Genomic DNA, 12,671 nt, shown 5'->3' on the forward strand with positions numbered 1-12,671 from the left:
CCCGCGACGGTGGGGTTCGACGGGGGCTTGGGCTAAGCAGGTCGCGCCCGGCGGGCCGAGTGTCGCGATTGTGCGCCCCGGATCGCCGCGCGGCGCGTAGGACAACAGCGTGAAAGGCCGGGAGGAACATGGCGGACGTCACCATCGTTTACTGGCGCGACATTCCCGCGCAGGTCATCGTCGGCAAGGGCCGGCGCGCCGCCAAGCGCGCCCTGCCCGAGCGGTTCGAACAGGCCATCGACCGCGCCGCGATGAAATCGGGCGCACGCGGGGATGCCGACTATCTTGCCGAATGGCGCAGGGCCGAGCCCTATTCTGTCGACGGCAGCGATGACGAGGTCGCGGCGGCCGAGGCCGCGCGGCTCGATGGTGAATACGATACCGCCCGCCTCAAGGCCCTGATCGAGAATGGCGGCCGGGCGTGAGCCCGCCGCGCCCGTTCACGCTGGAGGCGCTGATGTCGATCCTGTCCTTTACCCGCCCGGATAAACGCCGCGCGCAGACCGCCCCGCGCGGCGATATCGCGCGGTTCCTCGATGGCGCCTCGATCGAGGTCATGCCCCGCACCGCCGAAAAGGTCGCGGATTTCCGGACGCTGTTCGCGCCGGGCACGCGCATCTACATCGCCCATATCGACGGCACCCCCATCGAGGACATGGTGGCCACGGCCGCCCGGCTGCGCCGCGATGGGTTCGAGCCGATGCCCCATTTCCCCGCCCGCATCATCCCCGACCGCGCCACGCTCGCGGACTGGATTGCGCGCTATCGCGGCGAGGCGGACGTCTCGCAGGGGCTGATCCTCGCCGGCGGCGTGTCCGCGCCGCGCGGTGCCTACGACAATTCGATGGAGCTGCTCGAAACGGGGCTGTTCGACGCGGCGGGGTTCACCCGGCTCCATGTCGCGGGCCATCCCGAGGGCAACCGCGACATCGACCTCGACGGGACCGACGCGAACGTGTCGCGCGCGCTGGCCTGGAAACAGGCCTTTTCGGAACGCACCGACGCGCGCATGGCCATCGCCACGCAGTTCTGTTTCGAGGCGGCGCCCGTCATCGCCTGGGGCGACGCGCTAAGGGCGAACGGGATCGACCTGCCCGTGCACATCGGTATCGCCGGCCCCGCCAAGCTGCAGACGATGCTGAAATTCGCCATCGCCTGCGGGGTCGGCCCGTCGCTGCGCGTGCTTCAGAAACGCGCACTGGACGTCACGCGGCTGGTCATGCCCTATGCGCCCGACGACATGCTGGCGGAACTTGCCGCGCACAAGGCGTCCCATCCTCAATTCGCGGTCGAGGCCGCGCATATCTTTCCCCTCGGGGGCATTGGAAAGGCGGCCGAATGGCTTTCGACACACAGAAACGGCAGCGCACCGACGCAGGCGGCCGGGGCGACATGACCTCGGCGCTTCTCTTCGATCTGGACGGGACGATGATCCATTCGGACCCGATCCACGCCGATATCTTCATCGGCCTCTTCGCCGAGCGCGGCCTGACCATCGACGAGGGCTATTACGCCGAGAACATCCAGGGACGGATGAACGAGGATCTCTTTGCCGAGGTGTTCCCCGACGAGGACGCGCAGGCGCTCTCCATCGAAAAGGAACGCCGCTTTCGCGAGCGGCTGAACGAGGCGGGCCCCGTCGCCGGACTGCCCGCCCTGCTCGACCGCGCCGAAGCCGCCGGCTGGGGCAAGGCCTGCGTGACCAATGCCCCGCGCGTCAATGCCGAGGCCATGCTGGGCGCGCTGGGCATCGCGGACCGCTTCGACGAGATCGTGATCGCGGATGAGCTTGCCCGCGGCAAGCCCGACCCCCTGCCCTATCTCACCGCGATGGAGCGGCTGGGCGTCGCGGCCGGGAACTGCCTTGCCTTCGAGGACAGCCGCCTCGGCATCCGCGCGGCCACCGCCGCCGGTGCCGTGACCATCGGGATGCGCACCCTGCTCGACGATGCGGCCCTGCGCGACGCGGGCGCCGCCGCGAGCATCGCGGATTTCGACGACCCCGCGCTCAGCCCCTTTCTCGACAGACTGGAGACCACCGCCCGATGACCCGCACCGTCCTGGAATCGAAGTCGAAAACCGTCACCATCGGCTTCGACGAGCCTTTCTGCGTCATCGGAGAGCGCATCAACCCGACCGGCCGCAAGAAGCTCGCCGCCGAGCTCGAGGCGGGGGATTTCTCGACCGTCGAGACCGACGCGCTGTTGCAGGTCGCCTGCGGGGCGATGGTGCTCGATGTGAATGCGGGCGTGGTCTACAACTCCAACCCCAACCCCAACGAGACCGAACCGCCGCTGATGCGGAAGGTGATCGAGCTGGTGCAGGGGCTGGTGGACGTGCCGCTCTGCATCGACAGCTCGGTGCCCGCGGCGCTCGAGGCGGGGCTGGCCGCGGCCGAGGGCCGCCCGCTGCTCAATTCGGTAACGGGCGAGGAAGACCGGCTGGAGCTCGTGCTGCCGCTGGTGAAGAAATACAACGTGCCCGTGGTGGCGATCTCGAACGACGATACCGGCATCAGCGAGGATCCCGACGTGCGGTTCGCCGTCGCGAAGAAGATCGTCGAGCGCGCCGCAGATTTCGGCATCCCCGCCCATGATATCGTCGTCGATCCGTTGGTCATGCCCGTGGGCGCCATGGCCACCGCCGGGCGCCAGGTTTTTACCCTCGTGCGCCGCCTGCGCGACGAGCTCGGCGTAAATACGACCTGCGGGGCCTCGAACATCTCGTTCGGCCTGCCGCATCGGCACGGGATCAACGCCGCCTTCCTGCCGATGGCGATCGGGGCCGGCATGACCAGTGCCATCATGAACCCGATCCGCGCCGTCGAGATGGAGGCGATCCGCGCCGCCAATTTCCTCATGAACCACGACCCCAACGGGGCGGAATGGATCCGGTTCTCGCGCGTGCTCGAGGCGGTCGAGGCGGGCCAGGATTTCGCCGAGGCCTCGCAGGCGACCGCGGCCAGCGGCGGGCGCGGCGGACGCCGCCGCCGGAAATCGTAACGGTTTGGCAACCCGCGCGTGGCATCAGGGGCGTCATGGAGAAGATGACGCAGGCCCACAAGGACCGTTGGCTGCAGGCGATCTTTTCCGCCAAGACCGTGGAACGGGGTGGGGTCGTACGACGCTCCGTCGCCTGGGTCGAGCGGGAGATCGGCAGCGAAATGCTGATCGCCGAGGTTCGGCGACGCGGGTTCCACATGCTGGAAACCGGCGGGCAGTACCTGATCGTATGCAATCGCGGTCAGGTGCGGATGATTTGCTGAGACGAATTCTCGACGAGAATTCGTTCTACGATTATTCGAAGAATAATCAAGGAAAGGGATAAGCGAATGTCGGAAAAAGATCCCCTCGTCGTCTTCATGCCCTCCGGCAAGCGGGGGCGCGTCCCCAAAGGCACGCCGGTGCTCAGCGCCGCGCGTCGCCTGGGCGTCGATCTCGATTCGGTCTGCGGCGGGCGCGGCATCTGTTCCAAATGCCAGGTCTCCTTCGGCCCCGGCTCCTATCCCAAGCTCGGGCTCACCGTCGCCGAGGACGCGCTTTCGCCCTGGAACGCGGTCGAGGCCCGGTATGACGAGAAACGCGGGCTCAAGCCCGGCCGCCGGCTCGGCTGCCAAGCCGAGATTCTCGCCGATGTCGTGCTCGACGTCCCCCCCGAAAGCCAGGTTCACCGCCAGGTCGTGCGCAAGGCCGCCACGCTGCGCGACATCCGTATGGACCCGGCCACGCGGCTCTATTTCGTCGAGGTGGACGCGCCCGACATGCACGAGCCCTCGGGCGATCTCGAACGGCTCAACCGTGCGCTGGCCGCCCAGTGGCAGATCGGCCCGGTCGAGGCGCCGCTGTCGCTGCTGCGCCGGCTGCAACCGGTCCTGCGCAAGGGCGGGTTCCAGATCACCGTGGCCGTCCATCACGCCCATCGTGGGCCCGCCCGGCTGATCGACCTCTGGCCGGGGCTCTACGAGGGCGGGCTCTACGGGCTCGCCATCGATCTCGGCTCGACCACCGTCGCGGCCCATCTCTGCGACCTCGTCACCGGCGCCGTGATCGAGAGCGCGGGCATCATGAACCCGCAGATCCGCTTCGGCGAGGATTTGATGAGCCGCGTGAGCTATTCGATGATGAATCCCGGCGGCGATGTCGAGATGACCGCGGCCGTGCGCGGCGCCATGGACGCGCTGGCCGGAGAGATCGCGGCCACCGCCGGGATCGACCCCCGCGCCGTGGTCGAGGCCGTCATCGTCTGCAACCCGGTCATGCACCATTTGCTTCTGGGCATCGACCCGGTCGAGCTGGGCCAGGCGCCATTTGCGCTGGCGACCTCGGGGGCGATGGATCTCGCCTGTTCCGAGCTCGACCTGACCCGGATGAACCCGGCCGGGCGGCTTTACCTGCTGCCCTGCATCGCGGGCCATGTCGGCGCGGATGCCGCGGCCGTTGCGCTCAGCGAAGCACCGGGTGAGCAGGACGAGCTGACGCTGATCGTCGATGTCGGCACCAATGCCGAGATCCTGCTGGGCGACCGGCAGGGCGTGCTCGCCTGCTCCTCGCCCACCGGCCCGGCTTTCGAAGGGGCGCAGATCTCGTCGGGGCAGCGCGCCGCGCCCGGCGCCATCGAGGCCGTGCGCATCGACCCCGTGACCAAGATCCCGCGCTTCCGCGTCATCGGCTGCGACGCCTGGTCGGACGAGCCCGGATTCGACGCCGCGATCACCGGGATCTGCGGCTCGGGCATCATCGAGGCGCTGGCCGAAATGCGGATGGCGGGCATCCTCGATCCGTCCGGGCTGATCGGCTCGGCCGAGCAGGTGGGCAGCGATCGCCTCCGCCCCGAGGGGCGCACGCAGGCCTATGTCCTCCACGAGGACGAGGATCGCACGATCACCGTCACGCAGGGCGATATCCGTGCGATCCAGCTGGCCAAATCCGCGCTTTACGCGGGTGCGCGGCTGTTGATGGATACGCGCGGCGCCGACAAGGTCGACCGGGTCGTGCTGGCGGGGGCCTTCGGCGCGCATATCTCGCCGCTGCATGCGATGGTGCTGGGCATGATCCCCGATGTGCCGCTCGATCATGTGACCTCGGCGGGCAACGCGGCGGGCACGGGCGCGCGGATCGCGCTGCTCAACCGGGCCGCGCGGGCCGAGATCGAGGCCACCGTGACCGGCATCCACAAGATCGAGACCGCGATCGAGCCGCGTTTCCAGGAGCATTTCGTCGCCGCCAACGCCATGCCTCATGCCGTCGACCCCTTTCCCGAATTGCGAAAGATCGTGTCGCTGCCGGATGTGTCCTTCAACCGCGGCGGCGACGGCGCGGACCGGACGCGGCGGCGGCGCAGCCGGGCCCCGTCTTGAGACCGGGGCCCGGAACCCCTAGGTTAGGGCAGCCACGCAACGAGGATCCCGCGCCATGTTCGCCATACCCGGAAAGCAGGCCGTTACCCTGACCGAGGCCGCCCGCCGCCAGATCCTGCGCCTGATGGAGCGTGAGGGGCATCAGGGCCTGCGCATCGGCGTGAAAAAGGGCGGCTGCGCCGGAATGGAATACACCATGGCCTATGTCGACGAGATCGACCCCCATGACGAGGTGGTCGAACAGGACGGGGCGCGGGTGATGATCGCCCCGATGGCGCAGATGTTCCTCTTCGGGACCGAGATCGATTACGAGACCTCGCTGCTGGAATCCGCCTTCCGTTTTCGCAACCCGAATGTGACCGATGCATGTGGCTGCGGGGAATCGATCAAGTTCAAGGACATGGAAGAGCTGGCAGCCGAGCGCGAGGGATAAGGCCTGACGGGCGCCTTTCCCTCACGCCTCCGACGATCCGCCCGCCTGCCCGAGAATGGGCGCGCGCTGAATCGCCGCGATCACCTGCTCTGCCAGGCTCTCCGGTAAATCCGCATCACGGCATGCGCACAGCGTGGCAGTCATCGCCACGCCGGTCGGCTCTTACTCGGCGGCCTCGACCTTTTCCGCAGCTTCGGTCTCGGCCTCGATCTCGGCCGCGCGTTTCTCGACCTGTTCGACGATATGGTCGATCATCTGGTCGTTCGACATCTTGTGGCTTTGCTTGCCGGCGAGATAGACCATGCCCGATCCGGCCCCGCCGCCGGTGAACCCCACATCGGTCATCAGCGCCTCGCCCGGCCCGTTCACCACGCAGCCGATGATCGACAGGCTCATCGGCGTCTTGATATGCGACAACCGATCCTCGAGCGCCTCGACCGTCCTAATCACGTCGAACCCCTGCCGCGCGCAGGAGGGGCACGAGATGATGTTCACCCCGCGATGGCGCAGCCCCAGCCCCTTGAGGATCTCGTAGCCGACCTTGACCTCTTCGACCGGGTCGGCCGAAAGCGAGACGCGCAGCGTGTCGCCGATCCCCATCCACAGCAGGTTGCCCAGCCCGATCGCGCTCTTGATCGTGCCCGACATCAGGCCGCCGGCCTCGGTGATCCCGAGGTGAATCGGCGCGTCGGTCGCATCGGCAATGCCCTGGTAGGCGGCGGCCGACAGGAACACGTCCGACGCCTTCACGCTGATCTTGAACTCGTGAAAATCGTTGTCCTGCAGGATCTTGATGTGATCGAGCCCGGATTCGACCATCGCTTCGGGACAGGGCTCGCCGTATTTCTCGAGCAGGTCGCGTTCCAGCGACCCGGCATTGACGCCGATGCGGATCGAACAGCCGTGATCTTTGGCCGCGCGGATGACCTCGCGCACGCGGGCGGCATCGCCGATATTGCCGGGGTTGATCCGCAGGCATCCCGCGCCGGCCTCGGCCGCCTCGATGGCGCGTTTGTAGTGAAAATGAATATCGGCCACGATGGGCACTGGGCTTTCGCGGCAGATCGTTTTCAGCGCGGTGGTCGCCTCGACATCGGGGCAGGAGACGCGGACGATATCGGCCCCCGCCTCGGCGCAGGCGGCGATCTGGTTCAGCGTCGCACGCGCATCGCCCGAGTCGGTATTGGTCATGGTCTGGACCGAGATCGGGGCATCGCCCCCGACCGGGACGCGCCCCACCATGATCTGACGCGACTTGCGACGATAGATGTTCTTCCAGGGGCGAATGGCGTTCAGCGACATTGGGGGCTCCGGTCACGGTACAGGCGACAATCTAGGCGCTTGCGGCGGCGGTGCCAACCGGGGCGCGGCCGCGCTATTCGGTCTCGGGCGCGGCGGCGCCGGGCGCCTGCGGCGGGGTCGCGCGCAGCTCGGCCACCACGCGGGCCAGCGCGGTGTCCGCGGCGATATCGGCGACCTCGTAGCTCTGCGTCAGATCCTCGGCGGCCAGCGCAAGGTTCCCCGTCACCGCGCCGCGGCTGCCCGCGGGACCATAGGGCGTGCCATTGATCGAGAAATAGATCGCCCCCGACTGACCCGTGCGCAGCGTCGCGGGCTCCTCGGTGCGGGGCAGGACAAAGCGGTCGCCCTCTTCCATGACCTTCTCGTAAAGCGTCGTGCCATCGGCGGCGCGCACCCGCACCCACGAGGAATCGACGGCAAAGACGACGATCTCGGGCGAGTCGTCCGACACGACCTGCGGGCTCGCCCCGGCCAGCGTCACATCCTCGTCGCGCGCCACGTCATTGCCGAGTGCGGGCGTGGCCAACGCCTCGGCCACGGCGGCATCGACCCCGCCGAGGGTGGGCTCGGGCTCGGCACCCGCAAGCGCGGTCGTCGCGCCGAAATCGGGCAGGCGGTCGGGCTGCGGCGCCTGGTCCGACAGCGCGCCGATCTCGCGCGGGTCGAGCTGGGCAATGGGCGCGTCGCGGGCCACCAACACCGGCACGTCGAGCGCCTGCGGGCGATAGAGCCGGTCGAACCCCTCGGAGGACAGCGTGGCCGACCCGGTCGCGGCATCCGGCGTCTCGACCGGTTCGGCCGAGCTGAGCGGATCGAGTTCGGCCACGATCTCGGGCGCCTGGTCCATCGGCACGACCTGCACCTTCTGCACCTCGTTCAGCACGGCAAAACCGCCATAGCCGATAACCCCGATCAGCGCGACGAGCACGGCCATCGACCCGATGGCCGCGGGCTCCACCCGGCTGAGAAAGCTCTCGGGCTTGAGCGCGAATCCCATGGCCTTTTCGCCGAACGGGTCGCGCGGCGCGGCCTCGCGCCGGCTGGCAACCGGGTCGGCCCGCTTGACCGACGCGGCCTGCGACATGCCATGCGCCGTGGTAAAGCCGCTTTCGGCGCTGAACTTGCGAAAGGCCCAGTCGGGATCGAGATCGAGATAGCGCGCATAGGACCGCACATATCCGGCGATGAAACCGGGCGTCTCGAAGGCGGTCGGATCGCAATTCTCGATGGCGGCGATATAGGTCGCCTTGATCTTGAGGTCGCGCTGGATATCGAGAAGCGATTTGCCCAGTGTCGCACGTTCGCCGCGCATGACGTCGCCGAGACGCAGATCGTAATCGTCGAACCCCTTGAGGTCCTCGACCTGCTCCGCGTCCTGTTGGCGGAAACGCCCGATCATGGCAAATCCCCTATGACTGCCCCGTGGTCACCTTAGCCCGGCCCGATAGATGGCGGTCCGGGACTCGGCAAGCCTTATTGAGCCAAGGATAGCACGCTCGCGGCCCGTGTGAATACCAGCATTTGTATGTCAGGCGCTCATATCGGCACGATTCAGCGCACAATGTGCCCATAGGGTATCCATCGCCGCGACGAGCGCATCCATTTCGCGCGGCCCGTGCACCGGGCTCGGGGTGAAGCGCAGCCGCTCGGTCCCGCGCGGCACGGTCGGGAAATTGATGGGCTGCACGTAAATCCCGTGATCCTCGAGCAGCATGTCCGACATCATCTTGCAATGCACCGGGTTGCCGACATGGACGGGCACGATATGGCTGCCGTGGTCGATCAGCGGCAGGCCCATCCCCTTGAGCCGCAGCTTGAGGATGCTGGCTTGCGTCTGGTGGCGCGCGCGCAGTTCGGGATGCTCCTTCAGCCAGGCGACGCTGGCGGCCGCGCCCGCGGCCACGGCGGGCGGCAGCGAGGTGGTGAAGATGAAGCCCGGCGCATAGGACCGCACCGCGTCGCACATCTTGGCCGAGGCCGCGATATAGCCGCCCATCACGCCATAGGCCTTGGCGAGCGTGCCGTTGACGATGTCGATGCGTCCGATCAGCCCGTCGCGCTCGGTCACGCCGCCGCCGCGGGGCCCGTACATGCCCACGGCATGAACCTCGTCGATATAGGTCAGCGCGCCGAACTCCTCGGCAAGGTCGCAGATCCCCTCGATCTCGCCGAAATCGCCATCCATCGAATAGACCGATTCAAAGGCGATCAGCTTGGGCAGCGCGGGGTCGTCGGCCTCGAGCAGCTCGCGCAGATGCGCGAGATCGTTGTGGCGAAAGATCCGCTTGGCCCCGCCGTTGCGCCGCACGCCCTCGATCATCGAGGCGTGGTTCAGCGCGTCGGAATAGATGATGAGGCCGGGAAAGATCTTGGGCAGCGTGGAAAGCGTCGCGTCATTGGCGATATAGGCCGAGGTGAACAGCAGCGCGGCCTCCTTGCGGTGAAGATCGGCCAGCTCGGCCTCGAGCCGCTTGTGATGGATCGTGGTGCCCGAAATGTTGCGCGTGCCGCCCGATCCCGCGCCCGTGCGGTCGATCGCGTCATGCATGGCGTCCAGCACAACGGGGTTCTGCCCCATCCCGAGATAGTCGTTGCCGCACCACACGACCACGGGCCGCTCGGTCCCGTCGGGCCGCGTCCATGTCGCATGGGGAAAATGGCCCCGGCTGCGTTCGATGTCGATGAAGGTCCGGTAGCGGCCTTCGTCGTGGAGCCGCTTGAGCGCGCCGTCGATGCTGGCTTCGTAATTCACTTTCTCGCGTCTCCCGTCACCGGACCTTTCGGACCCTCATCTATGCAGCGATGCGCGCGCGTCACGGCGGTCTGGTGACGCATCGGCCCGCCCGAGGGACGCGGACCGCCTGCCCGTCCCCTCGAACCCCCTTGTCCGACGAACGGCACGGGGCAACCTTGATCCAGGTCAAGGTTTTCGCCTTTTGGCAAAATCCCCGCGCAAGGTCCACCGCTGGACACGGATGCGCCGCCTGTTACCCTCGCGCCCCGAATGTTTCCCAGACCGGATATGCCCCCATGCGCCTCGACCCCGTCCTTTCCCGCATCGACGCCGACCGCGACGCGGCGCTCGAGCGCCTGTTCGCGCTGATGCGGATTCCGTCGATCTCGACCGATCCGGCCTATGGCGCCGATTGCGCCCGCGCCGCCGACTGGCTGGTGGCCGATCTCGAGAGCATGGGGTTCACGGCCTCCGCCCGCCCCACCTCGGGGCATCCGATGGTCGTGGCCCATGGCGGCAGCGGCGCGCGGCACGTCCTGTTCTACGGCCATTACGACGTGCAGCCGGTCGATCCGCTCGATCTGTGGGACCGCGACCCGTTCGACCCCGAACTTCAGGACGGCCCGCGGGGGCCGGTCATCCGCGGGCGCGGCGCGGCCGACGACAAGGGCCAGTTCATGACCTTTCTCGAGGCCTGCCGCGCCATCGTCGCCGAAGAAGGCGCCCTGCCCTGCCGCGTCACGATCCTGCTCGAGGGCGAAGAGGAATCGGGCTCGCCCTCGCTCGTGCCCTTTCTGCGCGAGACCGCGGACGAGCTGCGCGCCGATGTCGCGCTGATCTGCGACACGCAGCTTTTCGACCCCGACACCCCCGCGATCACCACCATGCTGCGCGGCCTTCTGGGCGAAGAGATCACGATCCGCGCGGCCGATCGCGACCTTCATTCCGGCAGCTTCGGCGGCGCCGCGATCAACCCCATACGCGTGCTTGCCGGCATCCTCGCCGACCTGCATGACGAGAGCGGGCGCGTGACGGTGCCGGGCTTTTACGAGGGCGTCCACGACCTCTCGCCCGAACTCGCCGCCCAGTGGGAGGGCCTGGGCTTCGACGCGGGCGCCTATCTCGGCGCGGTTGGGCTCTCGACCCCCGCGGGCGAGGCCGACCGCTCGGCGCTGGAACAGCTCTGGTCGCGCCCCACCGCCGAGGTGAACGGCATCGCGGGCGGCTATGCGGGGGCGGGCTTCAAGACCGTGCTGCCGGCGCAGGCCACGGCCAAGGTATCCTTCCGCCTCGTGGGCGAGCAGGATCCCCACGCCATCCGCGAGAGTTTCCGCGCCATGGTGCGCGACCGCCTGCCCCCCGATTGCACGGTCGAGTTCCACGGCCACGGCGCCTCGCCCGCCAGCGTCATGGATATCTCGGACCCCGCCTTCGAGGCCGCGCGCCGCGCCCTCGGCCCCGAATGGCCGAACGAGGCGGCCTATGTCGGCGCCGGCGGCTCCATCCCCATCGCGGGCTATTTCAAGACGATCCTCGGCATGGACACGATGCTGATCGGCTTCGGCAATGCCGACGACCAGATCCATTCGCCCAACGAAAAATACGAGCTGTCGAGCTTTACCCGCGGCACGCGAAGCTGGGCGCGCGTTCTCGACGCGCTGGCCGAGGGCTGATCGCGCGCGCCGGGCGGAACCCGCGGCCCCCGCCCGGCGTCATCCCCCTGCGGCCCCCCGTCGCGACGGAGAGACATCATGTGGTGGGACGGCAAGGGCCCCTTGTGGCACATCCCGCTTTCCGCGGCTCTGGGCTTTGCCGCGCTGCTGTTCCTGCTGCGGCTCGCGGGCAAGCGCACCGTGTCGCAGTTCAACATGTACGACCTGATCCTGACCTTTACCGTGGGCTCGATCCTCAGCTCGTTCATCGTGCTGGAATCGGTCCAGATCCTCGACGCGGCGCTGGCGCTGTCCTCGGTGATCGCGATGGACTGGGCGATTTCCAAGGGCGCGCTGCTGTCGAAACGGTTCCGCAAGATGATCAAGGCGCCCCCCGCGCTGCTGGTCTTCAACGGCGAGATGCAGAAGGCCCGGATGCGGGACGAGCGCATCGTCGAGGACGAGATCTTCATGTTCATGCGCCAGAACGGCATCGACCGTCTGAGCCACGTCAAGGCGATGATCCTCGAAAGCTCGGGCGAGGTCTCGGTTTTCACCGACAAGGGCGACGGTCATGCCAGCGCGAAAAGCCTCCGCCGCTCGGGCGTCGAGATCCCCGAGGGCGCCGAGGACGACGGCGACGGCGACGGGGGCCGGGACGGGTAGGCGAGGATATCCGGCTGTTGCAGACCAAAAAGTAAATGTGTAGACGCTGCTCAAACCAGCAAAGGCGCCTTTTCATGTTTGGCAAACGAACGAAACACGATAAAACAGATAACAACCGAGATATTCTCATTAAGATAAGCCGCCAGCTGGAAGAGGTGACCCGGCATCTGAAACTATCGCAGCTTTCGAACGGAATTCTAACCTTTCCTTATTCTGAAGACGATATACAGATTGCCCTTCCGCAAGCGCATCATGACTATGTCCAGAAACGCATACTCATTCTGAATACCTTTTACGAGCTTGGCCAACTGGAAGCAATAAAAAAGGCCGGCATTGTCTCTGAACGTTCGGCTGTTCTCGATATTGGCAGCAACATTGGAAATCATGCTATCTTTTTCGGCAGAATACTAGGGTCAGGATTCATAACCAGAACATGACGGTTGCGGCGAGGGCGATGGCGGAGAGGAAGACCTTCGGGCATCTGTCGTAGCGGGTGGCGATGCGACGCCAGTCTTTCAACCTACCGAA

Annotated in this window: 14 protein-coding genes and 1 pseudogene; 10 read left to right on the forward strand and 5 right to left on the reverse strand. The window is 67.1% G+C overall.

Going from position 1 to position 12,671, the window contains the following annotated elements; all coding sequences use genetic code 11:
• The first annotated feature begins 128 nt into the window (after nucleotides 1–128).
• From E2L08_RS03575 to E2L08_RS03605, 7 genes are all read left to right on the forward strand, one after another.
• On the forward strand, nucleotides 129–425 hold the full coding sequence (locus E2L08_RS03575; protein ID WP_133395681.1) for a virulence factor: 297 nt from the start codon (nucleotides 129–131) through the stop codon (nucleotides 423–425).
• 32 nt (nucleotides 426–457) lie between these two features.
• Nucleotides 458–1,396, forward strand: a complete 939-nt coding sequence (locus E2L08_RS03580; protein WP_133395707.1) for a methylenetetrahydrofolate reductase — start codon at nucleotides 458–460, stop codon at nucleotides 1,394–1,396.
• Complete coding sequence (locus E2L08_RS03585) at nucleotides 1,339–2,049, forward strand: HAD family hydrolase (protein WP_240758054.1); 711 nt, start codon at nucleotides 1,339–1,341, stop codon at nucleotides 2,047–2,049. Before E2L08_RS03580 ends, E2L08_RS03585 begins: the two co-directional genes overlap by 58 nt.
• Nucleotides 2,046–3,002, forward strand: a complete 957-nt coding sequence (locus tag E2L08_RS03590) for a methyltetrahydrofolate cobalamin methyltransferase (protein ID WP_133395682.1) — start codon at nucleotides 2,046–2,048, stop codon at nucleotides 3,000–3,002. Before E2L08_RS03585 ends, E2L08_RS03590 begins: the two co-directional genes overlap by 4 nt.
• A 35-nt stretch (nucleotides 3,003–3,037) precedes the next feature.
• Complete coding sequence (locus tag E2L08_RS03595; RefSeq protein ID WP_133395683.1) at nucleotides 3,038–3,265, forward strand: N-(5'-phosphoribosyl)anthranilate isomerase; 228 nt, start codon at nucleotides 3,038–3,040, stop codon at nucleotides 3,263–3,265.
• 66 nt (nucleotides 3,266–3,331) lie between these two features.
• Nucleotides 3,332–5,356 (forward strand): ASKHA domain-containing protein, encoded by a 2,025-nt coding sequence (locus tag E2L08_RS03600; protein ID WP_133395684.1) that lies wholly within the window; start codon nucleotides 3,332–3,334, stop codon nucleotides 5,354–5,356.
• Between the two features lie 55 nt (nucleotides 5,357–5,411).
• Nucleotides 5,412–5,789, forward strand: coding sequence for a HesB/IscA family protein (locus E2L08_RS03605; RefSeq protein ID WP_133395685.1), 378 nt, complete (start codon nucleotides 5,412–5,414; stop codon nucleotides 5,787–5,789).
• Nucleotides 5,790–5,810: 21 nt separating this feature from the next.
• On the opposite strand, the gene E2L08_RS17360 is transcribed toward E2L08_RS03605, so the two are convergent.
• The 4 genes from E2L08_RS17360 to hemA form a co-directional block, all read right to left on the reverse strand.
• Nucleotides 5,811–5,933 (reverse strand): hypothetical protein, encoded by a 123-nt coding sequence (locus E2L08_RS17360; RefSeq protein ID WP_276321515.1) that lies wholly within the window; start codon nucleotides 5,931–5,933, stop codon nucleotides 5,811–5,813.
• A gap of 18 nt (nucleotides 5,934–5,951) precedes the next feature.
• Nucleotides 5,952–7,091, reverse strand: a complete 1,140-nt coding sequence (gene ispG, locus E2L08_RS03610) for a flavodoxin-dependent (E)-4-hydroxy-3-methylbut-2-enyl-diphosphate synthase (RefSeq protein ID WP_133395686.1) — start codon at nucleotides 7,089–7,091, stop codon at nucleotides 5,952–5,954.
• Nucleotides 7,092–7,164: 73 nt separating this feature from the next.
• Nucleotides 7,165–8,490: a helix-turn-helix domain-containing protein gene (locus tag E2L08_RS03615; protein ID WP_133395687.1), complete on the reverse strand. Its 1,326-nt coding sequence runs from the start codon at nucleotides 8,488–8,490 to the stop codon at nucleotides 7,165–7,167.
• A 129-nt stretch (nucleotides 8,491–8,619) separates the two neighbouring features.
• A complete protein-coding gene (gene hemA / locus E2L08_RS03620; RefSeq protein ID WP_133395688.1) occupies nucleotides 8,620–9,843 on the reverse strand; it encodes a 5-aminolevulinate synthase in 1,224 nt (407 codons plus the stop codon).
• Between the two features lie 278 nt (nucleotides 9,844–10,121).
• Between hemA and E2L08_RS03625 the strand changes: the two genes are divergently transcribed.
• The 3 genes from E2L08_RS03625 to E2L08_RS03635 all read left to right on the forward strand — a co-directional run bounded on the left by E2L08_RS03625 (nucleotide 10,122) and on the right by E2L08_RS03635 (nucleotide 12,580).
• The gene (locus E2L08_RS03625; RefSeq protein ID WP_133395689.1) at nucleotides 10,122–11,498 is read left to right on the forward strand and encodes a M20/M25/M40 family metallo-hydrolase; all 1,377 of its coding nucleotides are present in this window, start codon (nucleotides 10,122–10,124) and stop codon (nucleotides 11,496–11,498) included.
• Nucleotides 11,499–11,576: 78 nt separating this feature from the next.
• Nucleotides 11,577–12,143 carry a DUF421 domain-containing protein gene (locus tag E2L08_RS03630; protein ID WP_133395690.1) on the forward strand — a complete coding sequence of 189 codons (567 nt, stop codon included), beginning with the start codon at nucleotides 11,577–11,579 and terminating at the stop codon, nucleotides 12,141–12,143.
• Nucleotides 12,144–12,217: 74 nt separating this feature from the next.
• Nucleotides 12,218–12,580: a hypothetical protein gene (locus tag E2L08_RS03635; protein ID WP_133395691.1), complete on the forward strand. Its 363-nt coding sequence runs from the start codon at nucleotides 12,218–12,220 to the stop codon at nucleotides 12,578–12,580.
• Here the strand turns inward: E2L08_RS03635 and E2L08_RS03640 are convergent.
• Nucleotides 12,564–12,671 (reverse strand): annotated as a pseudogene (locus E2L08_RS03640) (IS5/IS1182 family transposase); the annotation flags it as partial. The gene E2L08_RS03635 and the pseudogene E2L08_RS03640 sit on opposite strands and share 17 nt — an antisense overlap.

Origin of the sequence: Palleronia sediminis (assembly GCF_004358695.1) — a bacterium.
GTDB lineage: Bacteria > Pseudomonadota > Alphaproteobacteria > Rhodobacterales > Rhodobacteraceae > Palleronia > Palleronia sediminis.

What these genes read in the sequence shown, in the direction of transcription:
- E2L08_RS03575 (WP_133395681.1), top strand. Translation starts at nt 129, where the DNA reads ATGGCGGACGTCACCATCGTTTACTGGCGCGACATTCCCGCGCAGGTC.
- E2L08_RS03580 (WP_133395707.1), top strand. Translation starts at nt 458, where the DNA reads ATGTCGATCCTGTCCTTTACCCGCCCGGATAAACGCCGCGCGCAGACC.
- E2L08_RS03585 (WP_240758054.1), top strand. Translation starts at nt 1,339, where the DNA reads ATGGCTTTCGACACACAGAAACGGCAGCGCACCGACGCAGGCGGCCGG.
- E2L08_RS03590 (WP_133395682.1), top strand. Translation starts at nt 2,046, where the DNA reads ATGACCCGCACCGTCCTGGAATCGAAGTCGAAAACCGTCACCATCGGC.
- E2L08_RS03595 (WP_133395683.1), top strand. Translation starts at nt 3,038, where the DNA reads ATGGAGAAGATGACGCAGGCCCACAAGGACCGTTGGCTGCAGGCGATC.
- E2L08_RS03600 (WP_133395684.1), top strand. Translation starts at nt 3,332, where the DNA reads ATGTCGGAAAAAGATCCCCTCGTCGTCTTCATGCCCTCCGGCAAGCGG.
- E2L08_RS03605 (WP_133395685.1), top strand. Translation starts at nt 5,412, where the DNA reads ATGTTCGCCATACCCGGAAAGCAGGCCGTTACCCTGACCGAGGCCGCC.
- E2L08_RS17360 (WP_276321515.1), bottom strand. Translation starts at nt 5,933, where the DNA reads ATGACTGCCACGCTGTGCGCATGCCGTGATGCGGATTTACCGGAGAGC.
- ispG (WP_133395686.1), bottom strand. Translation starts at nt 7,091, where the DNA reads ATGTCGCTGAACGCCATTCGCCCCTGGAAGAACATCTATCGTCGCAAG.
- E2L08_RS03615 (WP_133395687.1), bottom strand. Translation starts at nt 8,490, where the DNA reads ATGATCGGGCGTTTCCGCCAACAGGACGCGGAGCAGGTCGAGGACCTC.
- E2L08_RS03625 (WP_133395689.1), top strand. Translation starts at nt 10,122, where the DNA reads ATGCGCCTCGACCCCGTCCTTTCCCGCATCGACGCCGACCGCGACGCG.
- E2L08_RS03630 (WP_133395690.1), top strand. Translation starts at nt 11,577, where the DNA reads ATGTGGTGGGACGGCAAGGGCCCCTTGTGGCACATCCCGCTTTCCGCG.
- E2L08_RS03635 (WP_133395691.1), top strand. Translation starts at nt 12,218, where the DNA reads ATGTTTGGCAAACGAACGAAACACGATAAAACAGATAACAACCGAGAT.